This window comes from Anaerotruncus massiliensis (ex Togo et al. 2026) (assembly GCF_900199635.1).
In the GTDB taxonomy this organism is placed as follows: Bacteria; Bacillota; Clostridia; order Oscillospirales; family Ruminococcaceae; genus Anaerotruncus; species Anaerotruncus massiliensis.
In genome coordinates this window covers 2001670-2026444 of record NZ_LT962687.1, presented here as the reverse complement: position 1 = coordinate 2026444, position 24775 = coordinate 2001670, and the positions used below count along the sequence as shown (strand labels likewise).

At 65.2% G+C, this 24775-nt stretch carries 18 protein-coding genes; 11 read left to right on the top strand and 7 right to left on the bottom strand.

From position 1 onward, the window contains the following. Positions 1 to 5: 5 nt before the first annotated feature. The 3 genes from C1A13_RS09990 to C1A13_RS09980 all read left to right on the top strand — a co-directional run bounded on the left by C1A13_RS09990 (position 6) and on the right by C1A13_RS09980 (position 7478). Positions 6 to 5222: an Ig-like domain-containing alpha-2-macroglobulin family protein gene (locus C1A13_RS09990; RefSeq protein ID WP_172439245.1), complete on the top strand. Its 5217-nt coding sequence runs from the start codon at positions 6 to 8 to the stop codon at positions 5220 to 5222. A 95-nt stretch (positions 5223 to 5317) separates the two neighbouring features. Beyond that, the gene (locus C1A13_RS09985) at positions 5318 to 6340 is read left to right on the top strand and encodes a LacI family DNA-binding transcriptional regulator (RefSeq protein ID WP_172439244.1); all 1023 of its coding nucleotides are present in this window, start codon (positions 5318 to 5320) and stop codon (positions 6338 to 6340) included. Between the two features lie 13 nt (positions 6341 to 6353). After that, complete coding sequence (locus C1A13_RS09980; protein WP_101551600.1) at positions 6354 to 7478, top strand: 4Fe-4S dicluster domain-containing protein; 1125 nt, start codon at positions 6354 to 6356, stop codon at positions 7476 to 7478. Positions 7479 to 7557: 79 nt separating this feature from the next. Here the strand turns inward: C1A13_RS09980 and C1A13_RS09975 are convergent, their stop codons facing one another. The 3 genes from C1A13_RS09975 to C1A13_RS09965 are packed head-to-tail and all read right to left on the bottom strand — an operon-like array spanning position 7558 to position 10031. Beyond that, positions 7558 to 8853 carry a uracil-xanthine permease family protein gene (locus C1A13_RS09975; protein ID WP_101551598.1) on the bottom strand — a complete coding sequence of 432 codons (1296 nt, stop codon included), beginning with the start codon at positions 8851 to 8853 and terminating at the stop codon, positions 7558 to 7560. A 21-nt stretch (positions 8854 to 8874) separates the two neighbouring features. After that, positions 8875 to 9105, bottom strand: a complete 231-nt coding sequence (locus C1A13_RS09970; RefSeq protein WP_101551596.1) for a hypothetical protein — start codon at positions 9103 to 9105, stop codon at positions 8875 to 8877. Beyond that, on the bottom strand, positions 9102 to 10031 hold the full coding sequence (locus tag C1A13_RS09965) for a nitrilase-related carbon-nitrogen hydrolase (RefSeq protein ID WP_101551594.1): 930 nt from the start codon (positions 10029 to 10031) through the stop codon (positions 9102 to 9104). Before C1A13_RS09965 ends, C1A13_RS09970 begins: the two co-directional genes overlap by 4 nt. Positions 10032 to 10290: 259 nt before the next feature. Here C1A13_RS09965 and C1A13_RS09960 point away from each other — a divergent pair, with 259 nt between their 5' ends. Both C1A13_RS09960 and C1A13_RS09955 read left to right on the top strand, forming a co-directional pair. Further along, positions 10291 to 11532 (top strand): amidohydrolase family protein, encoded by a 1242-nt coding sequence (locus C1A13_RS09960; RefSeq protein WP_101551592.1) that lies wholly within the window; start codon positions 10291 to 10293, stop codon positions 11530 to 11532. A 283-nt stretch (positions 11533 to 11815) separates the two neighbouring features. Then, positions 11816 to 12010, top strand: coding sequence for a helix-turn-helix domain-containing protein (locus C1A13_RS09955; RefSeq protein ID WP_101551590.1), 195 nt, complete (start codon positions 11816 to 11818; stop codon positions 12008 to 12010). A gap of 81 nt (positions 12011 to 12091) precedes the next feature. On the opposite strand, the gene C1A13_RS09950 is transcribed toward C1A13_RS09955, so the two are convergent. Genes C1A13_RS09950 through C1A13_RS09940 form a run of 3 tightly spaced genes read right to left on the bottom strand, consistent with a single transcriptional unit; the run spans position 12092 to position 15296 of the window. Further along, complete coding sequence (locus C1A13_RS09950; protein WP_101551588.1) at positions 12092 to 13351, bottom strand: amidohydrolase; 1260 nt, start codon at positions 13349 to 13351, stop codon at positions 12092 to 12094. Then, on the bottom strand, positions 13332 to 14438 hold the full coding sequence (gene mtnA, locus C1A13_RS09945) for an S-methyl-5-thioribose-1-phosphate isomerase (RefSeq protein WP_242970851.1): 1107 nt from the start codon (positions 14436 to 14438) through the stop codon (positions 13332 to 13334). The genes C1A13_RS09950 and mtnA overlap by 20 nt, the downstream gene beginning before the upstream one ends. A 24-nt stretch (positions 14439 to 14462) precedes the next feature. Beyond that, positions 14463 to 15296, bottom strand: a complete 834-nt coding sequence (locus C1A13_RS09940; RefSeq protein ID WP_101551584.1) for a purine-nucleoside phosphorylase — start codon at positions 15294 to 15296, stop codon at positions 14463 to 14465. A 173-nt stretch (positions 15297 to 15469) separates the two neighbouring features. On the opposite strand from C1A13_RS09940, the gene C1A13_RS09935 reads away from it, so the two are divergent. From C1A13_RS09935 to C1A13_RS09915, 5 genes are all read left to right on the top strand, one after another. After that, positions 15470 to 15841, top strand: a complete 372-nt coding sequence (locus C1A13_RS09935; protein WP_101551582.1) for a BlaI/MecI/CopY family transcriptional regulator — start codon at positions 15470 to 15472, stop codon at positions 15839 to 15841. Beyond that, on the top strand, positions 15838 to 17385 hold the full coding sequence (locus C1A13_RS09930; protein ID WP_101551580.1) for a hypothetical protein: 1548 nt from the start codon (positions 15838 to 15840) through the stop codon (positions 17383 to 17385). The genes C1A13_RS09935 and C1A13_RS09930 overlap by 4 nt, the downstream gene beginning before the upstream one ends. A 27-nt stretch (positions 17386 to 17412) precedes the next feature. Then, complete coding sequence (locus tag C1A13_RS09925; RefSeq protein ID WP_101551578.1) at positions 17413 to 19707, top strand: M56 family metallopeptidase; 2295 nt, start codon at positions 17413 to 17415, stop codon at positions 19705 to 19707. Positions 19708 to 19859: 152 nt separating this feature from the next. Continuing rightward, positions 19860 to 20720 carry a hypothetical protein gene (locus C1A13_RS09920; RefSeq protein WP_101551576.1) on the top strand — a complete coding sequence of 287 codons (861 nt, stop codon included), beginning with the start codon at positions 19860 to 19862 and terminating at the stop codon, positions 20718 to 20720. A gap of 121 nt (positions 20721 to 20841) precedes the next feature. Continuing rightward, positions 20842 to 21765, top strand: a complete 924-nt coding sequence (locus C1A13_RS09915; RefSeq protein ID WP_101551574.1) for a YitT family protein — start codon at positions 20842 to 20844, stop codon at positions 21763 to 21765. A 47-nt stretch (positions 21766 to 21812) separates the two neighbouring features. Here C1A13_RS09915 and C1A13_RS09910 read toward each other — a convergent pair whose 3' ends face one another. Then, entirely contained in the window at positions 21813 to 24152 is a 2340-nt protein-coding gene (locus C1A13_RS09910) for a diguanylate cyclase domain-containing protein (protein WP_101551571.1), read from the bottom strand. 209 nt (positions 24153 to 24361) lie between these two features. On the opposite strand from C1A13_RS09910, the gene C1A13_RS09905 reads away from it, so the two are divergent. Continuing rightward, positions 24362 to 24754: a hypothetical protein gene (locus C1A13_RS09905; RefSeq protein ID WP_101551569.1), complete on the top strand. Its 393-nt coding sequence runs from the start codon at positions 24362 to 24364 to the stop codon at positions 24752 to 24754. The last annotated feature ends 21 nt before the right edge of the window (positions 24755 to 24775 follow it).

Sequence of the window (24775 nt, the reverse complement as noted above, 5' to 3'; positions counted from 1 at the left end):
GCGCCATGTCTGAGTTTGACGACAACCGCCCGCAGAATGAAAACGGGGACCCCTCCCCGCAGGAGGAGCCCCGCCCCGCGCCGGGGCATTCTGGGGAGGACGCGGGGGCCGCGCCCCCGCCGCGCGATGGGAAGAAGCCGAAGCTCAGCCGTCCCGCGCTGATCGCGCTGGCCGTGCTGGCGGTCTTCCTGCTGGTCGGGGCGCTGGGCTGGTTCATCACCCTCAGCTTCCCGAAAAACCCCGTCAACGCCCCGGCGGCGCCCGTGGAATCCGAGCCGTCCGGCGAGTGGAACTACCCCTCGCAGGACGCGATGAAGACGCTCACCGTCGACGATTTCTACCTGCCGCTCGACGGGGCGGTCCGCGTCCGCTGCGACGTTCCCGCCTCCCAAAACGGCCTGTCGGCCGGCTTCCTCGAGGAGAAGGTTACCTTCGACCCGCCGGTGGAATTCACCGTCGGGCAGGAGGATGAAAAGTGCTTCCTCCTGTATGTGGAGGACGGCAAAAACCTCAAGGACGCCCGGCTCAAAATCAGCTATTACAACAGCGACTACGACTACGAAACGGTGGTGGATTCCCACTTCTCCGCGCGGGTGAGCCTTGGGGAGGGGGCGGATGGAATCCCGATCGAGGGGCCGATCTTCGTCGAGTTTTCCGACGAGCTCGACCCCGCGTCGGTCGCGGGACAGGTGCAGCTGCGCCTGCCGTCCGGCCCCGACGCGGATGCGGAGGGCAAGGGGAGGAGCGTCCCCTGCCGGGTGAGCGCGGAGGGCAATCTCGTCAAGCTCGCGCCCGAGGCGATGCTCGATTATAACACGAACTACTCCGTGACAGTTCCGGCGGGCTTCGCCTCGAAGAACGGCCTGGCCCTCTCGACGGCGCGGGTGATGGAGGTGCGCACCGAATCGCGCGACTTCTCCCTCATCATGACCAACCGCGGGGTCAACACCTTCCACCCGGACGACGAGGTCGCGCTTGAATACCAGCTCGACACCGTCGCCAAAAAGGGACGCGAGGCCACCGTCACCCTCTGCCGGCTGACCGGCTTCGACCAGTACGCCGACATCCTGCTCGGCCGGGACCCGGAGAGCGCACCCGAGGCGATCGGACAGGCGCGTACCGAGCAGATGAAGGAGGGCCTCAACACGGTCTCCTTCCCGAACCCCGGCAGGGGCTACTACGCGGTCGTGACGACGGTCATCGACACCAAGACGAAGGAGCCGGTCACCGACTACAAGGCCTTCCAGGTTGCGACCGCCTCCCTCTACATGCAGTCGGCCCAAAAGCAGATGCTCCTCTGGCTCAACGACTCCGCCACGGGCGGCAGCCTCGCGGGCCACACCGTAAGGTTTACCCAGGACGGGAAGGAGGTCGCCTCCGCCGTGACGGGGGAGGACGGCAGCGCGGTCTTTTCCTTTGAGCCGCCCGCCTACGAGGACCCGGCCGCGGCGGAAAGCTACTACGGCAAGGGGATGCCCCCCGCCAAGCCGGTGCTCTTCACGATCTACGACCCGTCGGGCGTGCCGGTCTACGCGGACGTCACCCGCGGCATGACGACCGAGGCGTACTACTACGGCGGCGACTTCGGGCGCAGGGAGGACCGCTACTATGCCTTCTTCTATCTCGACCGGGCCCTCTACCGCCCGACCGACACGGTCCACTTCTGGGGCTACCTGAAGCCCTACCGGATGAACCGCGGAGCCATGCCGTCGGCCGTGACGGTCACCCTCGACCCGGACGGCGTCAACCAGCAGGTGCGGGCGGCGGTCCAGGCGGACGGCACCTTCACGGGGGAATTCTTCTTTGAGCAGATCGTGAGCCAGGATTACATTGTGCAGGCGACCATCCCCTGCACCCCCTACACCGACCCCTACAGCGGCGAGGTGGTGTCCACCCGCGTCCTGGATTCGATCTACATCGACGTCAAGGAGTTCACCACCCCCGCCTATACGATCGCGGGCGAGGTCGACGGGATCATCTACCGTTACGGCGACGAGGTGACGGCGACGATCACCCCCACCTTCTACGACGGGACGCCGCTCCCGAACTACCCGCTCGAATTCAGCCTCTTCAACCCCTACAGCGGCAACTTCGAGGCGGTGCGCACCGTGACGACCGACGCCCAGGGGGTGGCGCGCGTCACCTTCAAGGCGGGGGAGGGAGTCACCGAGGGCAAGTCCTCCTGGACGCCCCGGGCCGGTTACTACTACGTCAAAATCGCAAACGACGGGGAAAACGTCACCTTCCAGGGCCGGTACGTCTACGTCCCCGCCAACGTGATGCTGCGCCCCTCGCTGCGCTTCGGCGCGGACGGCAACGCATCCCTCACCGTGCTCGCCAACCGCATCGACCTGAGCCGCGTCACGAGCCGGGAGCAGGCGGACGGCCTGATCGGCGGCTACTACGACTACAACGACAACTACGACAGGAAGTACGACGTCCTCGTCGGCGAGCCGGTCGACATGCAGCTCTCCTTCGACGCGCGGTACGACTATTATGATCCCAAGGGGGAGTACCAAAGCGGAAAGGTCGGCGGCATGGTTCCGCTCACGGCCGGGCGCGGGACGCGGGAGGCCCTCATTGAGCAGGAGTTCGACGGGAACTACTACGCCTATGTGAGCGCGAGCGTCTCCTACCGGGCCAACGGCAGCGAGATCGTGGCGGGGGCCTACGCCGACAACGGCAAGCCGTGGCCGGGCGACCGGGACGCCGAGAAGGAGGCGATCCGCGGCTACACCTTCGACATCTACAAAAACGGCGCGCGCAAGCCGGTCCAGCAGTATGAGCAGTACCTCGCGCGCAGCTTCGTCGAGGCGGACGTGGGGGACACCCTGCGGTTTGAACTGCGGCACGAGGGCGCGCCGGTCGGGGACGCGAACGGCCGGATGCTCTACACCTTCCTCCAGGACGAGATCGTGGGGCGCGGCGACGCGGACGACGGGTTTGAGCTGACGGTGGGCCAGCAGCACGCGAACAGCGTCCTCGTCGTGGCCGCCTACTTCGACGGGCGCGACGTGCACGCGGTCAGCAACGCCTACGTGCGCACCAAAAACGAGAGCATGGCGCTCACCGTCGAGGCGTCTACCGACAAGGAGGCCTACCGGCCGGGCGAGCAGGTGACGGTGAAGGCGAAGGTCACCGACCGCGCCGGCAGGCCGGTGAGCGGCGAGATGGTCGTGAGCGTCGTGGACGAGGCGATCTTCGCGCTACGCGAGCAGTACTTCGACGTGCTCAACGAGCTCTACGGCGAGCTCGATTTCTACACCTACTACGTCTATAAATACACGACCTCCGCCGGGGACATCGACCCCTTCAACCAGAGCGGAGACGGCGGCAAGGGGGACGGCGACAACCTGGCGGCCTACGACAGCTTCCGCAAGAACTTCAAGGACACCGCCGCCTTCTATCCGCTGCGCAGCGACGCGAACGGGGACGCGTCGGTCACCTTCACGCTGCCCGACAACGTCACCTCCTGGCGGATCACAACGATCGCGATCGGCGACAACCTCTACGCCGGGTCCTCCAAGACGAATTTCGCCGCGACGCTGCCCTTCTTCGTAAAGCCGGTCATCAGCCCCAAATACATCGCGGGCGACGAGGTGGCCGTCCTCGTGCAGGGCCACGGCGACGCGCTCTCCGAGGGGGATGAGATTTCCTACCAGGTCCGCGTAACCGGCGACGGGGTCGACCGGACCTTCGACGAGACGGGCAGGGCCTACCAGCCGGTCCAGCTCAACTTCGGAAAGCTCGCGGAGGGCGAATACACCGTCACGTCAACCGCGCAGTTCGGCGGGATGCGCGACACGGTGGAGCTGCCGCTCGCGGTCATCCACAGCAACCTCGAACTTGTCGTCAACCGGGAGATCGACCTGCAAAAGCCCATCGACATCCAGGCGATGCGCTACCCCGTGACCATCACGATGTACGACGAGGAGTTCGAGCCCTACTATCTGAGCGTCTCCTCGCTGCTCACCCACTACTGCTTCCGCGTCGACCAGCGCATGTCGCGCTATGTCGCCAAGCGGGCGCTCTCGTCCCACCTTGAGCCCGAGCAGCTGCCGCAGCACATCCGCGCGGACGACGGCGACGTTGCGGGCTTCCAGAACGCGGACGGCGGCATCGGCTGGTATGTGAACGGGCCGAGCGACCCCGAGGTCACCTTTAAAATCCTGCTTGCGGCGGGGGACGAGTACAGCAAGCCGCGGATGCGCGTCTACTTCGCCGCGGCCGCAGAGGACTCCTCCGCAGACCCCGTCGCGCGGGCGGCGGCCCACGCGGGACTGGCGGTGCTCGACCCGTCCCACACCGCGAAGATCCGTGAGATCCTCGCGGCGGGCAACGTCCCGTTCGAGGAGCAGCTCTACTACATGGCGGGCCTCGCCGCCGCCGGGGAGCGGCAGGAGGCGCGGGAGCTCTATGACGGGATCGTCACGCCCAGGCAGCGTACCCACGGGCAGGAGAAGTGGCTGGAGTTTTCCAACCTGCCCAAGGACTACCAGCGCAGCGCGGAGAACCGCCGGTGCACCACGCTCGCGTGGATCACCGCCTCCGAGCTGGGGCTTTCCGACGCGGACGCCTACGCCTACTATTTCGCGCGGGACCGCTGGCGGATCGGCTCGGTGCTGGAGTGCATGATCTACGTCGCCAACTTTGACAGGCCGGTGCCCGCCCCCGCGAAGTTCACCTGCACCGCGGGCGGCGAGACCCGCACGGTCGACCTGGGCGCGACCGGCCGCGCGACGATCACCCTCAACCGCGGCGACATGGAGGGCCTCGCCTTCCACGGGGTCCCCGACACGGTCAGGGCGACCGCCTACTACATCGGCGAACCGTCCGAGGTCGGCATCGAGCAGTCCGACACCGTCCATGTCCGGAAGGATTTCCTCCCGATGGAGGGCGGCAAATACAAGGTCACGCTGACCGTCGACTTTGAGGACGCGGCCTCCTACGGCTACTGGAACGTCAGCGACTGGGTGCCCTCCAACATGCGCCTGCACACGGTGGCGAAGCAGCCGCAGAGCAACCAGTTCTGGGTCAACTGGACGCAGGAGAACCAGAAGATGTATTTCGAGTTCTACCGCGACGAGCGCAGCCCCTCGCGGGTGCTCATCGAGTACTACATCCAAAAGACCTACGACGCCGAGGCGGTCGTCGACCGCACCTATGTCATCTGCGCCGATTCGGGCGAGAACGCCAACACCGAGCGTTCCACCCTCGGCTGAAAAGCGCAGGGGGCCCGCAAACGCGGTTTGCGGGCCCCTTGCTTTTCGGCATGAAACTTGTTACAATGGGGAAAAACAGGACGGGAGGTGGCGCCATGAATGTCAGGGAGATCGCAAAGCTCGCGAACGTTTCGATCGCGACGGTCTCGCGCGTCATCAACCGGCCGGAGGTCGTGCTGCCCGAGACGCGGGAGCAGGTGCTCGCCGTGATGCGCAAGGTCGGCTACAGCCCGGCGCCCCACGCGGGCGGGGGCGCGCAGCCCAAGGCGGTCGGGCTTTTGGTGCCCGACGCGGAGGACTACCTGGCCATCCGCCTGATGGCGGGCATTGAGAGCGTCGCGGCGCGGCGGGAGCACGCGGTCTACCTCTGCAGCACCAAGGGCGGCCCCGACCGGGAACGGCAGGCGATCGCGGGCGCGCTCGAACAGCGGATGCGAGGGCTCGTCATCTACACGAACACCCTCTCCGCCGAGGACGCCGCCGACCTGCAGCGCAGGCGGGTGCCCTTTGTGCTGGTGGGGCGGAGCGAGGCCGCGCCCCGGCATAACGCCTGCTACATCAACTACGAGGAGGGCGGCTACCGGATGGTGCGCCACCTGCTCGAGCTGGGACACCAGAAGTTCCTGCTCCTCTGCGAGGCGGGCTCGCCCAACATTGAGGCGCGCATGTGGGAGGGGCTCTGCCGTGCGCGGCGGGAGCTGATGACCGGGCCGGGCGGCGACCGGGTGCTGCACGCCGAGGGCGGCTCGATCCGCGCGGGCTACGACGCCGCGCGGGAGGTGCTCGCCGGGGAGCGGCCGGACGCGGTGTTCGCTTCGAGCGACGAGCTCGCGCTCGGGCTGATGAAGGCGCTGCAGGAGAACGGGGTCGGGGTGCCCGGGCAGATTGCGGTGACGGGCTTCACCGATTCGCCGGTCGCGGGGGTGGTCACCCCCGAGCTGACCACCGTCGAGCAGCCGACCCACCGCCTCGGCATGGTCGCGGCACGTATGCTTTTTGATCTGATCGACGACGAGAGCCTGCTTGACGGTACGCCGCAGGAGATCGTGCTGCTGCCCAAGCTGAAGGTCCGGAACTCGTGCGGCAACCGCAAACCGATCAATACGCTGTTTGAATAGCGAGGTGAGGAAGTTGGAATACAAGCTGGATTTTATGGGCCTGCCGCTTAAGAACGCGGTCATCGTGGCCGCGGGGCCGTGGGCCGGGGACGCGCGCAGCATCCAGAAGTGCATCGACGCGGGCGCGGCGGCGGTCATCACCGAGACGATCGTCATGGAGGAATCCGCCCTGTTCGGGCCGCGGGTCTACTATGAAAACGAGGAGCTGCTCAACATCTCCCTCTACGGGCACCGGCCCCTCGAGGAGTGGGAGGAGCAGGTCGAGCGCATCCACAAGAAGGGGAGCTTCCTCATCTGCAGCATCCGCGGGTCGAGCCCGTCGGAGCTCGCCTACATCGCGCGCCGCGCGGAGCGGCTGGGGGCGGACGCGCTCCAGCTCGACCTCTTCGCGCCGATGGACGCGATGCTCGAGGAGATCAACATGCGTCCCGAAAAGCTCTACGAAATGACGAAATGCGTGACCGGCACGGTGAAGATCCCCGTCATGGCGCGCCTGCCCCACAACATCAGCGCCTCGACCGCCTACATCCGCGCGCTCGAGCGCGCGGGGGTGTCGGCCATCAGCGCGATCGAAAGCCTGCGCGGGATCTCGGGCGTCGACCTTGAAAACCGCCGGACCAAGATGCCCACCTACGGCGGCTACACGGGCAAGCACATCCGTCCCGTCTCGCTGGCGGCGACCGCGACCCTTTCCCAGATGACCGACTGCCAGATCTGCGGCGTGGGCGGCGTGGAAACCTATGAGAACATCCTCGAATTCATGATGCTCGGCGCGGCCACCGCCCAGCTCGGCTCGGTCATCATGCTCAAGGGCTACGACGTGATCACCGAGACGGTGAAGGGTCTGGCGGGCTGGATGGAGTCGCACGGCTGCCAAAGCTACGGCGAGATCATCGGCGCGGCGCTCCCGACCCTCTCCCCCTACGAGAAGATCGAGCGGATGCGAGCGGTCAGCTGCCTGACCGAGCCGTGCGGCGACCGCGACTGCGGGCTGTGTGTGCGCGGCTGCATGTACGAGGCGCTCACCTTCGGGGAGGACGGGGTCCGATGCGACCCGGCGCTCTGCACCGGCTGCGGGCTGTGCGTCCAGCGCTGCCCCAAGGGCATCCTCAAGCTGAAAAAGGCCCCCCGGGCCTGAATATCCCGTAACAGCAATGCGGCCCCGCCGGCAGACGCCGACGGGGCCGCATTCTATTTCAGGAAAGGGGTCGGTCGGGTTATTCCGCTTTCGCGGCTTCCTTTGCCTTGGCTTCCTCGGCACGCTCCTCCGCGCTCTTGTTGGGGAGCACGAGGTTGAGGATGATGCCCGCGATGGCCGCGATGGCCATGCCGCCGAGGCTGATGCCGCCCGGGAAGGTGAAGGTCGCGCCGCCGACCGCGAGGATGAGGATGGCGCTGGCGACGATCAGGTTCTTGGGCTTGGAGAAGTCGACGCGGTTTTCCACGACGGTGCGCACGCCGACGCTCGTGACCATGCCGTAGAGCAGGATGCCCACGCCGCCGATGACCGGATTGGGGATCGAACGGCAGAGCGCCTCAAACTTGGGCACGAAGGCGAAGAGCGCCATCCACACCGCGCCGCAGCGCACGACGAAGGGGGAGTAGATGCGGGTGACGGCGAGCACGCCGGTGTTCTCGCTGTGGATGGTGAGGGACGGGCCGCCCAGGCAGGCGGACACGCAGGTGGCGCAGCCGCAGGCGAAGAGGGAGCGGGGCAGGCCCGGGTTTTTGGTGAAGTCCTTGCCGACGGTGGTGCCGACCGCGATGACGTCGCCGATATGCTCGATGCAGGGGACGATGGCGGCCGGGGCGATCATGATGATCGCGCGCACGTCGAATTTCGGGAGGGTGAAGTTGGGGACGCCGAACCAGGGCGCGGCCAGCACGCCGGAGAAATCGACGAGGCCGAAGGGGATCGAGATGAGGTAGCCGCCGACCAGCGCGAGCACGATGGTGAGGATCTTGGTGAGGCCCTTGCCGAAGATGTTGACCACGATGGCGATGCCGAAGGTCAGCAGCGCGACGATCCAGTGCTCGGAAGCCGACGAGACGCCGACGTTCGCGAGGCAGAGGCCGAGGACCATGATGATCGGGCCGGTGATGACGGGCGGGAAGACCTTATGGATCCGCTCGGTGCCCAGCAGCTTTAAGAGCAGGGCGAAGAGGAAATAGAAGCACATGACGAAGATCAGTCCGCCCTGCGCGTAGGGGACGCCCATTTCGCTGATGATGACCGTCAGCGGGGCGATAAAGGCAAAGGAACCGCCCAGGAAGGCCGGGACGATGCCCTTGTCGACGAACTGGTAGATCAGTGTGCCGATGCCCGCGCAGAAGAGGGTGACCGACACGTTGAGTCCGCAGAGGATGGGGACGATGATGACGCCGCTCATGGCCACGGTGTTTTGCAGGCCGAGGAACACCATCTGCTTTTTGGTGAAGTTTACCGAAAGGTCGCTCGGGGAGACGAAAACCGGCTCCTGGGTGGCGGCCGAGGTGTTGACGTTGTCACTCATGGATACTGCCTCCTTCTTTCATCAGCTCGCGTTGAACGCGCAGTAAAATTCCGCGGCGCAGGAAAATTCGTCGAGGGGCACCTTCGCCAGCAGCTCCCGGAAGGGGGTGTAGCCGTCGGGGGAGGTGCGGATGGGCTCGCCGCCCACCTTTTCGATGATCTCCGCCTTGGTCGCGGGGAAGGTGATGGGGCGCATGGCGATCGCCACGTAGTGCCCGGTGAGCAGGTAGGGGATTTCACGCATGTAACTCATTTTCCTTCACCTCCGAAATCGTAGGCGTTGTACTGGTTGCGCTGTTCGCCCTTTCCGCCCAGGTCGCGGCAGGAGGCGCCCCGGTGACGGAAGGAATAGAGGAAGGTATTGGTGACGCTGCTCTCGTGCAGCTTATCCACCAGACCCGGATAGAGGTCTGCCTTGACCAGGTAGGGGACGCCCGCCGGCGCCTGGGTGATGACGTTGCCGTCGGGCGCGACGATCATGCTCTTGCCGAACGCGGAGCAGGCCGCCTCGACGCCCACGCAGTTGACGGCCACCACATAGCACTGGTTGCAGTAGGCGCCCATCTTGTTGGTGATGTCCCAGCCGTTCTCCCAGGGGCTCATGTAGTGGGTGGGGCGCACGATGATGTTCGCGCCGTTGTAGGCCGCTTCGCGCCAGATCTCGGGATAGTCGCCGTCCGCGCAGACGATGGTCGCGATCTTCGAGCCCTTGGGTCCGGGCGTGACGGGGCACTCCCAGCCGGGATAGTGCCGTTCGGTGGGGATCCACGGGTTCATCTTGACGTAGCGGTGCACGACCTCGCCCTGGTCGTTGATCATGATCGCGCAGTTGCCCGGGCTGTCGTGCCCGTCGAGCTTCAGGATGACGCTGAAGATGCCCCACACGCGCAGGCGCGCGCACGCCTCCTTGAGACGCCCGACCTCGGGCGAGTCGAGCGTGAGCACCACGTTTAGGCGCTTGGTCGGATGCATCCCCTGCACGGCGAACTCGGGCGTTACGAACAGGTCGTAACCCGGAAATCCGCGCGCGCCCGTCTCCATGAACTGGATGACGGTGTCGATGTTCTGGTTGACTTCCTCCATGCAGTCGGCGTGAATCGGTTCCATCTGCGCACACACAACGCTCAGGACCTCGGTCTCCACCTTGCCGCCGACACCATGGCTGCTTCCAATGATCATTTGCTCCTCCTCCTTTATGGTTTGATATCTCGCCGCCGCAAAGCAGTGGTCGTGAAACTATGTAACATGAAAGGATGCCAAATAGGAATAATCTTCCATTTTGCTCTCCCAATTTATAGTCAATTCTGACAAAAAATTGAGCAGACACTAGACAAACGAAGTGGAACATGATATATTTTTTGTAACAACAATGTATCATGTTTCATGAGCCTTGTCAAGCAAACCGTGTAGAATTTTTTATGAAAGCGGGAGAGATTTAATGAAGCTGCTGATTCAAAACGCCATCCTGCGCGGGCGGAAAGAGCCTGCCGACATCCTGATCGAAGAAGGGAAGATCAGCCGCGTCGGCGGGCGCATCGACGCCGCCGCCGACCGGACGATCGACGCGACCGGATGCCTCGTGACGCCCTCGCTCATCGATCCGCACATCCACCTCGACAAGGTGAACGTCTTCGACGTGGTGCGCCCCAACGTGAGCGGGACCCTCAAGGAAGCGATCGAGATCCTCTGGGACCAGAAGCGCGTCTACACCGTCGAGGACATCGTCACCCGTTCGGAGGACGTGGTGCTCAAGGCGATCAAAAACGGCACCCTCGCGATCCGCACCCATGTCGACGTGGACACGATCGGCGGCCTGCGTCCCCTCGAGGGCGTCGTGGCGCTGCGGGAGAAGTATCAGGACGTCATCGACATCCAGATCGTCGCCTTCCCGCAGGAGGGCATCGTCAAGGACCCCGGCTGCGACAAGCTGATGTGGGAGGCGATGGAGGCGGGCGCCGACATCGTGGGCGGCATGCCCGCCAACGAGAATTCGCCCGACGACAGCCGCGCGCATGTCAAGCTCTGCTTCGACATCGCGGAGAAATACGGCGCCGAGATCGACATGCACGTCGACGAGACGGACGATCCCTTCTACCGCACGCTCGAGATGATCGCCGACGAGGCGATCGCGCGCGGCTTCGCGCCGGGCACCGTCACGGCGGGCCACACCTGCGCGCTGGCCGCCTACGACGACCACTACGCGGGCTATGTCATCGAGAAGGTGAAGCGCGCGGGCATCAACGTGATCACCAACCCGGTCACCAACCTGATGCTCCAGGGCCGCCTCGACAAGCAGCCGATCCGCCGCGGCATCACCCGCGTCAAGGAGCTGCTCGCGGCGGGCGTGAACGTCTCCTTCGGCCAGGACTGCGTCAAGGACACCTTCTACCCCTATGGCAGCGCCGACATGCTCCAGGTGGCCAACGTCGTGGCGCACGCCGCGCAGATGAGCCTGCCCGGCGAGATCGAGAAGCTCTACGACATGGTGACCGGCGATGCGAACAAGATCCTCAAGATTCCCGGCTACGGCCTCGAGCCCGGCTGCCGCGCCAACCTGCTCATCATCGACGCGCGCGACGCGCGCGACGCCATCCGCCTCTGCCCGCCGCGCCGGACCGTCATCCGCGACGGCCGCGTCCTGGCGGAGACGACGGTCGACACCAGGCTGAACCTCGGCTGAACTACATAAAAAGGGCCCGTTGCAGTTTCTTTCTGCAACGGGTCCTTTTTGCGTTCTGCGCGGATGCGGCGGGCCTGTTTTCCGGCCCTTGCTGCAAATGATTCCGCCTCTCGCGAACGCGGCCTGAAAGCCCACCGAAAAAATGATCTTCGTCCACCCCGCATTCAAAGATGGAGGAAATTAGCAGGACTAAGCAATAAGTATAGATACATTTTTCAGTATTTCAAAAACTTTTCCAATCCACAATACTAAAGTAAATCGTTTGTGGAAGGAGGGGAAGGACGTGGTAAGCTACGAGCCATTATGGAAAACGATGGAATCCAAGGGAATCACGACCTATGCCCTGATCCACAGGTACGGCGTCAATCCAAGAACCGTGAACAACCTGAAACACAACAGGGGAATCACTGTATTTACGCTGGAGCGGCTCTGTGAGATTTTGGAGTGCGCGCCGAACGACATATTAAAGTTTGTATAACCGAAAGGTGTTTGGGGATTTCCCCAAAAAGAAGGAGCCGTAAACCCGGGAGAGGGTTCGCGGCTCCATTTTTTATAATTGCTACCGTTTCGCGTCGATGATTTCGTTGCACCGGCGGTAGACCTCCTCCGGGTCCGCGCCGATGTGGAACTGCCCGTCCTCGTAGAGGATGCGGCCGTTCACCATCGTGAGCTTCACGTTCTGCTTGCTGCCGCTGTAGACAACGTTTTTGGCGATGTTGTTGAGCGGCTGCATGTTGGGCTGGTGCAGGTCGAGCATGACGAGGTCGGCGCATTTCCCGGGCGCGAGGGTGTCGCAGTCCGAAAGGCCCATCGCCCGCGCGCCGCCCACCGTCGCCATCTCGAGCACGCGGTCGGCGGGCATGGCGGACGCGTCGTTCTCCCGGAGCTTTTGCAGCCCGGTGGCGAGGAACATCTCGCGGAAGAAGTCGAGGCAGTTGTTGCTGGCCGGGCCGTCGGTGCCGAGCGCGAGATTGACGCCCGCGTCCAGCATCTTTTGGAGAGGGGCGATGCCGCTGGCGAGCTTGACGTTGGAGCCGGGGTTGGTCACCATCCACAGCCCCCGGCGGCGGAAGATTTCGAGGTCGGCGTCGTTTAAGTAGACACCGTGGTATCCGCCGCCGCCGTAGTCGAACATTCCGAGGCTGTCGAGGAAGGCGGTCGGGGTCATGCCCCACCGCTCGAGGCAGCCGTCCACCTCGAGGCGGGTTTCGGAATTGTGGGTGAAGACGGGGGCTTCATACTTGTGGGCGAGCGCCGCCATCCCCTCGAGCAGCTCCCGGGAGCAGGTGTACTCGGCGTGGAAGCCGAGGATAAAGGAGACGAGCTCGTCATAGCGGTTGTACTCGTCCCAGCATTTCTCCATGAAGGGCAGGTTGTAGGTGAAGTTGTTGACGCAGCCGCAGAGCACGGTGCGGAAGCCGCAGTCGGCGGCGGCCTTCGCGATCTCGTCGGGGAACATGTACATATCGAAGTTGGCGGTGACGCCGCTCGTCAGGTATTCCATGATCGCCAGCCGCGTCAGGTCGTAGACGTCGCCCGGCCGGAGCTTCGCCTCCATCGGGAAGCACTCCTGGAGCCAGTCGTGGAGCGGCTGGTCGTCCGCGTAGGAGCGCAGGAAGGTCATCCCCGAGTGGGTGTGCGCGTTCTTGAAGCCGGGCAGGAGCAGGTTGCCCCGCGCGTCGATTTCCCGGTCCCAGACGGTGCCGTCCGGCGGGCCGGCGGGGGCGATGCGGTTCCCCTTCACCCAGAGCTCCCCCTCGGTGACGCCCGCGCCCTCCTCCATCGTGAGGATGCGCGCGTTATAAAACCGGATGTTCATACGATCCCTCCTTGTGGTCGTCCCCGCCGGAAAAGAGCGCGGCGAGGCTTTCGGTATAGGGCGGGCGGCAGACGCCGCGCTCGGTCACGATGCCGGTGATGAGGCTGTGGTCGGTCACGTCGAAGGCGGGGTTGTAGCACCTGACGCCTTCGGGCGCCATCGGCTCGCGGTAAAATTTCGAGCGGATCTCCTCCGGGTCGCGCAGCTCGATTTCGATCTCCGCGCCCGTCTTGCAGGAGCGGTCGATCGTCGAGGTCGGACCGAGCACATAGAAGGGGATCCCATAGTGCCGGGCGAGGATGGCCACCCCGCTCGTGCCGATCTTGTTGGCGGCGTCGCCGTTGGCGGCCACCCGGTCGCACCCGACGAAGCAGGCGTTCACCCATCCGTTTTTCATGACGATGCTCGCCATATTGTCGCAGATGAGGGTCACGTCGACCCCCGCGCGGGAGAGCTCATAGGTGGTGAGCCGCGCGCCCTGAAGCAGCGGGCGGGTCTCGTCGGCAAAGACGCGAAAGCGCATCCCGCGCTCCGTCCCGAGCAGCAGCGGCCCGAGCGCCGTCCCGTAGCGGGAGGTCGCGAGCGGCCCGGCGTTGCAGTGGGTGAGCACCCCGTCGCCGTCGCGGAGGAGCGTAAGGCCGTGCTCCGAGATCGCGCGGCACATCTCCGCGTCCTCCGCCTGAATGCGGCGGCACTCCTCCCCGAGGAGCCGGACGATCTCCGGGACCGGCTTTTCGGCGTTCTCCCCGGCGCGGCGGACCATCCGCGCGGTCGCCCAGCTCAGGTTGACCGCCGTGGGACGGGCCGCGTCGAGGTAGTCCTTACAGGCCCGGAGCTTTGCGAGAAATTCCGGGACGCTCTCCGTTTTGATCCGCCGCGCGAGCAGGTACATGCCGTAGCCCGCACAGATGCCGATGGCGGGCGCGCCCCGCACCCGCAGGGAAAAAATCGCCTCGCGGAGGCTTTCGGCGTCGGAAAGGACGCGGTATTCCGTCCTGCCCGGCAGCAGCGACTGGTCGAGGATGACGACCGCGTCCTCCGCGTCCGTCAGCCGCACGTTATCGATCGATTGAACCAGCCTGTCCATCGCGCACCTGCCTTTCATCCGGGTTCAGCCGATCACCTCGGCGATCCCCCTGACCGACGCGGTGACAAGCTGTTTAAAGAGCGGGGCCGCGCGGTCGGCGGCCTCCTGCACCTCGATGTGGGAGAGGGGCTGGGGGGAGAGGCCCGCACCGGGGTTGGTGACGAGCGAGATGCCGCAGGTTTCGATCCCCATGTGGCGGGCGGCCACCGCCTCGACAGCGGTGCTCATGCCGACGGCGTCGCCGCCGAGGATGCGACACATGCGCACCTCGGCCGGCGTCTCGAAGTTGGGACCGGTGAGCTGGACGTAGACCCCCTCGCGCAGCGGGATCGCCAGCTCCTTCGCGGCGCCGCGGACGACCTTTCGCAGGCGGGCGCTGTAGAGGTCGGTCATGTCGGGGAAGCGGGTGCCGAGCTCGTCGATGTTCGGCCCGATGAGGGGGGAGGGGACGAAGTCGGCGATGTGGTCGGAGATGAGCATGAATTCACCCGGGCCGTAGTCGGGGTTGAGCCCGCCCGAGGCGTTGGTGAGGAAGAGCGCCTTCACCCCCATGAGCCCCATCAGGCGGGTGGGGAGCACCACGTCGGTGATGTCGTAGCCCTCATAGTAGTGGATGCGTCCCTGCATGACGACGACGGGGACCCCCTCCACATAGCCGAAGACGAACCGGCCCCGGTGGCCCTGGGCGGTGGAGACGGGGAAGCCCTCGATGTCGCGGTAGTCGAGGGTGGCGGTGATTTCAATCCCGTCGGCGTAGTCGCCGAGCCCCGAGCCGAGGGTCATGCCGATGAGCGGCTGAAAATCGATCTTTTCCCGGAAGCAGTCGTAGCAGCGAAGCAGTTTTTCATATGGACGCATAGCGGTCCCTCCTGTTTCAAAATAGGTACCTACAGTATAGCATATCCCGCCGGATTTCCAAAGAAAAAGAAAGAATTTGCATAAGACTATAAATATAGTCTTGACAAGCGCCGGGAAGGTGCTATACTATAACCATAGAACAGACTATAAACATCGTCTGACGGAGGAACGGCATGAACGACCAGATCAAACTCAACAATTCCGAGACGCGGATCATGAACGTCCTGTGGGAGAAGGGGCAGCTCCCCGCCAAGGAGGTCGCGCTCGAGGCCGCCGCGCGCTACGGCTGGAACAAGAACACCACCTACACGATCCTCAAAGCCCTGATCGAGAAGGACTACCTCAGGCGGGAGGAGCCGAACTTCGTCTGCGTTCCCCTTTTAAAGCGCGGCGAGGTCCAGCGCGCGGAGACGCGCGGGCTGATCGACCGGCTGTTCGGCGGCTCGCCGGCAAACTTCCTCTCCGCCTTCGTGGAGAACGAGGAGCTCTCGGACGACGAGCTTGCGAAGATCAGGCGCCTGATCGACGAGGGGGAGGAACGATGAAACGCCTGCTTGCCGCCCTGCTGGCGGCCGCGCTGGCGGGTTCCCTCGCCGCCTGCGGCGGGGAGCCCGCCCGGGAACCGGCGCCGCCCGTCTCCTCTATGGAGCTGCCGGGCGAACCGGAAGCCGCGCCGCCCGCGCCAAAGCCGGAGCCCGCGCCCGCGCCGGAGAGCGCCCCGGAAGAGGCGCCGCCCGCCGGGAGCGTTCCCTCCGCCGAGGCGGTCTCGACCCCGCCCGCCGCTCCCGCCGTCGCGCTTCCGGACGGCTTCAACTTCACCGCCGGCCCCGATTCCGGGGTGTTCCTGTGCGGCGGCGTGCGGGTGAACGGCGGCTCGGTCTACCGCTATTCCGACCAGGTGGCCGTGGGGAGCAGCTGGGAGACGCCCTTCCACCTCCAAAAGCTCGAACCGGAGCCCGCCGATGAGATCGGGGAGCGCCTCTCCGACTTCGACGTTCTGATCCTCGAACTGGAGGACGACACGAAATATACCTACACCTTCTATACCGAGGGGCTGGAGGTCGCGAAATCGCTCCCAGCCGCCGACGCGGGGGAACCGGTCCGCTACCGCGTCGACCCGAAGGCCTACGCCGAGCTCATCGGGCTCGAGCGGGTTCGCATGGGCGAGGGACTCTGGTTCCCGAGCTGGCTCAGGGTCATCCGGAAATCCCGCGTGACGGGAATCGCCTTCCGCTCGTCGGACGGCGAAAGCGAAACCGTCTACCTGCCTGACGACGAACGGTTCGACTGGGCGCTTTCGGGGCTGGACATCTCGGTCAGGCCGGGCAGCGCCGAACGGGTCGGCAGGGAGAGCCGTCTCGAGGGGGCCGCGCGGATCGACATCGACTTTGCCACCGGCATCCGTTACCGCGTCGAGGTGAACGAAACCGCCCTGCTGGTCGCGGCGAGCGACATGGACCACGCGCTGCGCTACCCGCTCAAGCACGAGGACACGACGCTGCGGGAGCTGGACGACATCGCGGCGGGAAAGATGCTCCCGCTGACCGGCAAGCCGGTCGTCTACCTCTATCCCGAGCGGCCGACGGACGTGTCGGTGAGGGTCGATTACCGCGGGAGCTTCAGCGAGACGATCCCCGCCTACCGGGACGGCTGGGAGGTCACCGCCCATCCGGGCGGCGCCCTCGTGGACAGGGCGGACGGGAGGAGTTACCCCTACCTCTTCTGGGAGGGGAACACGCCGGTCGACTGGGACTTTTCCGAGGGATTTTGCGTGGCTGGCGCGGACACCGAACGGTTTCTGCGCGAAAAGCTCGCCCTTCTGGGCCTGAACGCCGGTGAAACGGCGGAATTTCTCGACTACTGGCTGCCCGAGATGCAGCAAAACGCCTGCAATCTCATCACTTTTTCCACAGAACAGTACGAGCGGCTCGCCCCGATGGAGATCTCTCCCGCGCCCGACAGCCTGCTGCGGGTGCACATGGTCTACCGGGGGCTGGACGCGCCGCGTCCCATCCGGGCGCAGGAGCTTGAGGGCGGCTTTGCCCGCCGGGGCTTCACCGTGGTGGAGTGGGGCGGCAGCCGCGCCTGAAAAAATACGCAGCGGCGGGAGGAAGCTATGGAAGACCTGTTTTTGCGCCTGGTGAATATGTCGCTGGCGGCGTCGGTGCTCGGCGCGGCGGTGCTGCTGCTGCGGGCGCTCCTCAAAGGGAGGCTGCCCCGCTGGACCTTCTGCCTGCTGTGGGGGCTCGTGCTCGTACGGCTGCTGGTTCCCTTTTCGGTGCCATCGCCGGTGAGCGCCTTCAACGCCATCCCCGCCGCGCGCACTGTCGAGACGGGACGGCGCGCCGCCCTCCGGTTTGTGGAGGACCCCGGCGCGGCGGTCGACTTCCCGACCTTGCAGACCCCGCGGGGGACGGGGTCGGACGCCCCCGCCGAACGCCCGGTGGTCGCCCCGGCGAAGGTCCCGCTGACCGCGATCCTGTCGTCTATCTGGCTTTGCGGCGCGGCGCTCCTGCTCCTCTACAGCCTCTTCTGCTACCTCTATACGATGCACCGCCTGCGGCGCGCGCGCCGGCTCCCGCACACCCCCGCGATCGACGAGATTTTTAACCGAGTGGGGGTGCGGCCGGACCGGGTGCGGCTCTATGTGAGCGACCTCTTTCCAAGCCCGGTCGTCTGCGGGCTCGTCCGGCCCCGGCTGGTGCTCTCGGGCCTCGTCGAGGAGGAGGACGTGGCGCACGTCGTCACCCACGAGCTCACCCACATCCGCCGGCACGACAACCTCTGGAAGGCGCTGGCCACCTTCGCGCTCTATCTCCACTGGTTCAATCCGCTCGTCTGGCTCTTCTACCGCTGGTACGTCACCGACATGGAGGCGTCCTGCGACGAGGCGGTCGTGCGGCGGCCGGAAACCGACCGGAAAGCCTACGCCTACAGCCTCGTGAACATGGCGGAACGAAGCCGCAGCGCCTTCGCGGGAGGATTCCTCGCCTTCGGGGAGTGCGCGCTCAAGGAAAGGGTCAAATCGATCATGCACGTCAGGAAAAACACGGTCATTCTAACGATCATCGCGGCGGCGGTCGTCGCGGGTCTCGCGGTTGTTTTCCTCACCAACCCGCAGATTTCCCCCGCGCAGACCGCGCCGTCCGGTTCTGCCGCGGACCTTCCCGGCGCGGAGGTGCCGGAGGACGTGGCCGCGGACATGAAGCTCACCTACAGCGTGCTCGGCTCGCTGCGGGAGAAGGACGTGGCCGAGATGTGGGTCCGTTACGGGGAGTTCGGCGACTCCCCCGAGGCGGAGATCCCGCCCGACGGCTACGGCGAGGTGATCGGCGGGCTCCAGGAGCTCACCCTCGGCTGGGAGAGCACCGACCGGGAGTCGGAGCCGGTGGAGATCGTGATCACGCGCAAGGACGGAAAGCAGGTCGCCGTTTCCCTGCGGGCGGACAGCGTCCGCCTGAGCGGCACGGCGCCCAAGCTCGCGGACAAGAGCACCGTCTACGTCTACAAGGCGGACGTGTCCGCGCTGCGCGCCTATGCGCTCGGCCTGCTCGCCCCGGCGGAGCGCGTGGAGACCCCCGCCGAATCCCCCGCGCCGCAGGTTTCCGCCCCCGCCGCGCCTTCCGCGCAGGAAGCGGCCTCCCGCGCGGCGGACCTTCCGCCCCTCATCGAGGGGAACCCGCCCTGCCTGCGCATCCCCTACGACGAGGTCATGGAGGTGAACCTCATCGACCGGGAGAGCCGCACCTGCTGTCCGGTGACGGGCGAACGGTGCGGCGCGGTGCTCGCGCGGCTCAACTCCCTGACCCCGCAGGAGGACCTTTCGGTCACGCCAGACGAGGCGGGCCTGCGCCTTCTGCAGGTCCGGCTGCTCGACGGGACGAAATACGACTTCTGGTGCCACAGCAACCTGCTGATGGAGGGGGAGACGCCGCTTGCCGACGCCTCCCGGCTGCGGGACCTCTACGACAGCTTCTACGAGATCGAGAAGGAGACCTACGGTCAAAACCGCGCCACCGCCGAGTGGCTCGGCTATATGAACCCCTACCGCATCACCGGGATGGCGGTCGACGACCTCTCGGAAGGCACGCACGGGCAGTACCGCGCGCTGACCTCGGAGCAGCAGCGGGAGGCGATCATGGAGGTCGCCGCGCTGCTCAAGGCGGTGACGGTCAAGCCCTCCTCCACCGAGACGCTCGCGCCCGGAGCGGCTCACGACTCCACCCCGCTCTTCCAGACCGTTCTGAACTTCGAGGACGGCGTCGTGGAATACACGGTCACCGTCTACCTCGACGGGTCGATCGAAATCCTCGTCAGCAGCATCCCGGGCTACCATCTCGCCTATGAGACCACCGGCGACGGGACGCTGGATGCGCTGGCCGACGCGCTTACAAAATACGCCGCGGCGTAAGCGCACACCTTCCGCGCGGGCGGCGTTCCCGCCGCCCGCGCGGGGAGCTCCACCCGGCTCGTTATCACGACGGGGGAACCGTTTTTGCCCTTGTGAATGGTAAATTATATAAAATAAGTAATATTTTTACATTTAAGAAAGAAGGCGTCACCATGTTAGAGCATCTCAAATCCACCCTCGCATCCCTGCTCGCGGCCGCGCTGCTCGTCTCCGCCCTCGCCGTCCCCGTCGCCGCCGACACGGGCGCGGTGAAGGACACGAGCTTCAACCATGACATCGAACAGGTGCAGGACATCCAGGTCATCAACCGCGAGCTGCACGTCAGCTACGCCGTCACGAACCAGAACGACCGCGCCGGGATCATCAGCGCGCTGAACGCGCTTACCGTCGCGCCCATGAGAAAGGAGCGCGGCGAGGAGGACGGTCTGCGGCTGCTGACCGTGCTGATGACGAACGGCGACCGCTGCAACTACTGGTGCTATGAGGACGGCGTCCTCCAGTCGGACGGCGGCTGGCAGGCGAGCGGCAGACAGCTTGACGGCCTCTATGCCGCAATGTCCCGCTGCCAGCAGACATACCCGGCGAACATCGAGTGGCTCGGCTACATGAACCCCTACCGCGTCACGAAGGCGGAGCTTTCGGGTGCCGCATGGGACGGCGACGTGGTCATAGAAAGGAGCGCCTCCTACGATTCCGCCGCGTCCCAGGCGCAGCGCGACAAGATCCTGGACCTCTGCGCCAAGCTGAAAAACGTCAAAGTCGGCACGGTTCGGCGGTTCAATGGGGACGGGATGGAAAAGGCGCGGACGGACGGCGCCTACCGGATTTCCATGAGCTTTGAGGACGGCAAAAAGGACTATTACGCGCTCCAGATTCCGAACAGCCTTACCGACGGAAAGAGCGAAATCTGGATTTCGGTGGACAGCATCGGCTACGACCTCTGCTACACCGCCAACGACGCGGCGCTCCTGAAGGAGCTGACCGACACGCTCGCCGCGCTGCTTTCGAACTGACCGTTTTTCCGGGCGAAAAGCCCCGCCGTCCGGCGGGGCTTTTGCGCATTATCAGGCGGAACTTCACATTTCCCAAAAATCCGGGTAGAATAATACGGTACGGATGAAAGGGGGAAGCGCCATGTTGAGGGCGAAGAGCGCCTGGGGGGAACGGCTGACCGACCTGGCCTTTTTTTCGGCGGGCAGCCTGCTTTACGGGGTGTCGGTCAATATGTTCACCGCGCCCAACCATATCGCGCCGGGCGGGCTGACGGGCCTTTCGACCCTGGTCAACTACCTGTTCGGCACGCCGATCGGCACGGTGATCTTCCTGATGAACATCCCGCTGTTCGTGTGGGCGGTATCATCGGTGGGCTACAAGCTCGTGGTCAAGACGGTCGCGGCGACGCTGCTGTCCTCAGCGGCCATCGACCTGATGAGCCTTGTGATCCGGCCCTATCTCGGCAACGAAATCCTCGCGGCGGTGTTCGGCGGGGTGGCGGAGGGCTTCGCGCTCTCGCTCATCTTCATGCGCGGCGGCACGACGGGCGGCACCGACCTGATCGCGCGCCTGCTCGGCCGGCATTTCCGCCACATCTCGATGGCAAAGCTCATGATGTGCATCGACATCCTCATCGTCGCCCTGTCGGGGATCGTCTACCGCAGCCTTGAGAGCGCGATGTACGCGCTGATCGTCATCTTCGTCGCGACCAAGCTGATCGACACGGTGCTCTACGGCACCGACGTGGGCACGGGAAAGATGCTCTACATCATCTCGGACAGAAACGAGGAGATCGCGCGCCAGATCCTCGGCGACCTCGACCGCGGGGTGACCTTCCTCAAGTCGCGGGGCGGCTACAGCGGCCGGGAGGGGGAGCTGCTCCTCTGCGCGGTGCGCCGCTATGAGGTGTGCAAGGTGGGCGACATCGTGCGGTCGATCGACCCGAACGCGTTCGTGATCGTGGGGGACGCGGGAGAGATTTCGGGGGAGGGCTTCCGGGAGCACGCGCCGTCCGACCTGACGCTGGCCGACCTGCTCCGCCGGGCGCGCAAAAAACAGGCATGACAGAAAAGGGACGCCCGCGGGCGTCCCTTTTTGATACCGGTTTCCGCTCAGGAACGGCCGGGCTCCTTGTAGGCGGTGATGTCCACGCAGGACATAAGGCAGACGCTCTGCCCGTCGACCCAGGTCATGCGGGAGGCGGTGGCGCTCGTCCAGACGGACAGCTGGGTGTTGTGGAGCTCCATCGTGCAGCTTCCCGCGCCGGTGCGGTCCATCTCGCGCATCGGGCATTGCGGGCAGGGCGCGCGGTTTCCCCAGAAGGCCTCGTAGCAGCACGCGCCGACCTTGGCCCCGGGCACCAGCTCGAGGGTCTTCCGGTTGATGTAGAGCAGCCGGTGGTCCCCGCCGATGACGTAGGTCCACAGGTTCTGATGGTCGAGCACCGCGCGGGTGACCCGGAAGGACTCGGCCAGCTTTTCCTGCGTGCGCCATTTGATCAGGAAGGTGCTGAGGATTTTGGAGATGAAGGTGAGGGTGTCGATCTCCTCCTGCGTCCAGAATCGCTGGGCGCTGCATTCGTCGAAGCCGACGTACCCCGAAAACACGCCGTCGTTTTTGAGGGCGCATTGGAGCATCGAATGGATATTCTGGACCGCGAGAGCGTCGTGGAGCCCCTTCACGGTGAGCCGGGAGATGTCGTCGCAGTAGAAGACCCCGTCCTCATTGAAGTTGGCGGCATAGTCGCCGATCAGGGAATAGGGGACCCGCTGGAGATTGTCGATCTGGGGGGATACGCCCTCGTTGCACCATTCAAAGGTGTTGTTGCAGGCGAGCCCGTCCTCGGTGTTCTCGAATATGTAGGCGCGGCTCACGTCGAAATGCCGCCCCACGATCGCGAGGATCGCGTTTACCGCCTTGTTGATGTCGTCCGAGTCGTAGAGGATTTGGAAGATGTATTCCGCGATATGCTCTGTGAAGGATTTGCGCCCGGCGTCCGGTTCCTCCCCGCGCCGCGTGCCGGGCGGGAGGAAGGGGTCGCCGCCGCCGTCGTAGAACTGGCAGCGGTCCTTGCCGAGCTTTTTGGCGCTGTAAAGGGCGCTGTCCGCCTTCTCGAAGAGGGCGCGGTAGTCGCCGCCGTCGCGCGGGCAGAGGGCGATGCCGATGCTGCCCGAGATCGCGTGCCCGGCGTTGTGCCCGGCGAGGGTGCTGCGGAAGGCGTTGAGGACCGCCCCGGCCTTTTCGCCGATGACCTCCTCGTCGTCCGCGCCCTTGAGGAAGACGACGAACTCGTCCCCGCCGATCCGCCCGACGATGTCGGTGGACCGGAACAGCTGGGTGATCCGCTCCGAGACGTCGCGCAGCACGGCGTCGCCGAGCAGGTGACCGAGGTGGTCGTTGACCGCCTTGAAGTCGTCGATGTCGATGATGAAGAGGGCGCCCGAGGCGGCGGGGCCGCTCTTTTCGAGGAAGCGGTTGACCATGACCTCGGTGTAGCGCCTGTTGTAGAGCCCGGTCAGCGGATCGCGCCGCGACTGGTCCTTGAACTCCTGCTCCCGGCGCTTGTCCCGGTCGATGTCCTTGATGCTGCCGATCAGCCGCCGGTACTTCCCGTCGGAGCCGCGGATGGGGACAAGGGTGATGCGCACCCAGGTGTAGTGCCCTTCGCCGTCGAGGGTGCGGTATTCGGCCGAGAGGGCGGTCTCTCCATCGTCGAAGGCCTGGCGGACCCGCTCGGACGACAGGCTTTCGCGGAGGCGGTCGCGGTCCTCAGGGTACACGTGGGGGAAATCGTCGTCCGGCAGGAACCCCGCCGGGTCCTTGCCGCCGAGGTAAAGGGCGCTGTTGGCGGTGACCAGCCCGTTGGAGGCGTTGTATTCAAACACAAGGTCGCTCGTGGCCTCGAGCGCGAAGCGGTAGCGGGTCTCGTCGGCCCTGCGCTCGTCGTTGAGCCGTTCGAGCTCGGCGGTTTTTTCCGCGATCTTCTTCTTGAGCAGGGCGTTGCTCTGCTCGGTGAGGCTCTTGGCGAAGAACTCGCCCTCCCGCTGGTAGCGGTCGGGCGCCGAGTGGTGCAGGTGCAGCACGGAGAAATTTCCGTCCCGCAGGCGGCAGACCCCCGAAAACCGGGTGTTGAGGTCCGCGACGACGCGGTCCTGCCCGCCGCTCTCCTCCCGCGCGCGGATGGTGCCGAAGGTGAGGAAGAGATCGTCGGAGAGCTGCCGGGCGCGGTAATCCTCGCCGACGATGGAAAAATGCCCGCTCCACTCCTGGGACTCCGCGCCGAGCATCCGCACGGCGTCGCCGAGGCTGAGGCAGAGCTCCCCCTCGCCGGTGCCGATCCAGGTGACCTCCTCGTCAAAAGACCGGATGATCCCGGAATAATCGCGGGCCTCCAGGTAGTCGTGCCAGACGCCGCGCACGAATTCGGCGGCGCGCGTCTCCAGATCGTTCATCGGATTTCCTCCCTTCCAGGAAAACGTCCGGACCGCGGTCCGGACAAAACAGCTGTCATAATATTACCATATCTTTATAAAAAAGGCCAGAGTTTATGATCGAAATTCTGGAAAGGACGCATTTTTTCATCGCCCGGGCGGTCCTTGCAACGAAAGCCGGGACATGTTACACTGCAAAATAGGATTACTTCGGAAAGGATGATCACCGGATGGACTGGTTTCGGCGGATGATGCCGGGCAGGCGGGGGCTCGACGGGCTGGGCTGGGCGCTGCTGGCCGGCGCGGCGGTTTCGATGGCCCTGCGCCGCGCGACGGGGTATCGGCTCTTCTGGACGCTGGCGTTTGTGCTGCTGGCGGTCTTTTTCCTGCGTTTTTTCTCGCGGGACGCGGGGCGCCGCTATGAGGAGAACCGACGTTTTATGGCGCTGTGGCGGCCGCTGGCGCGCCGCTTTTCCTCCTGGGCGGACGCCCTGCGGGACGCGCGGACCCACCGGCGTTTCCGCTGCCCCTCCTGCGGGCAGAAGGTACGGGTGCCGCGCGGGAAGGGGAGGATCTGCATCACCTGCCCGCGATGCCGGGCGGAATTCGTCCGGCGGACGTGAAAATTTACAGAATATTCGCCT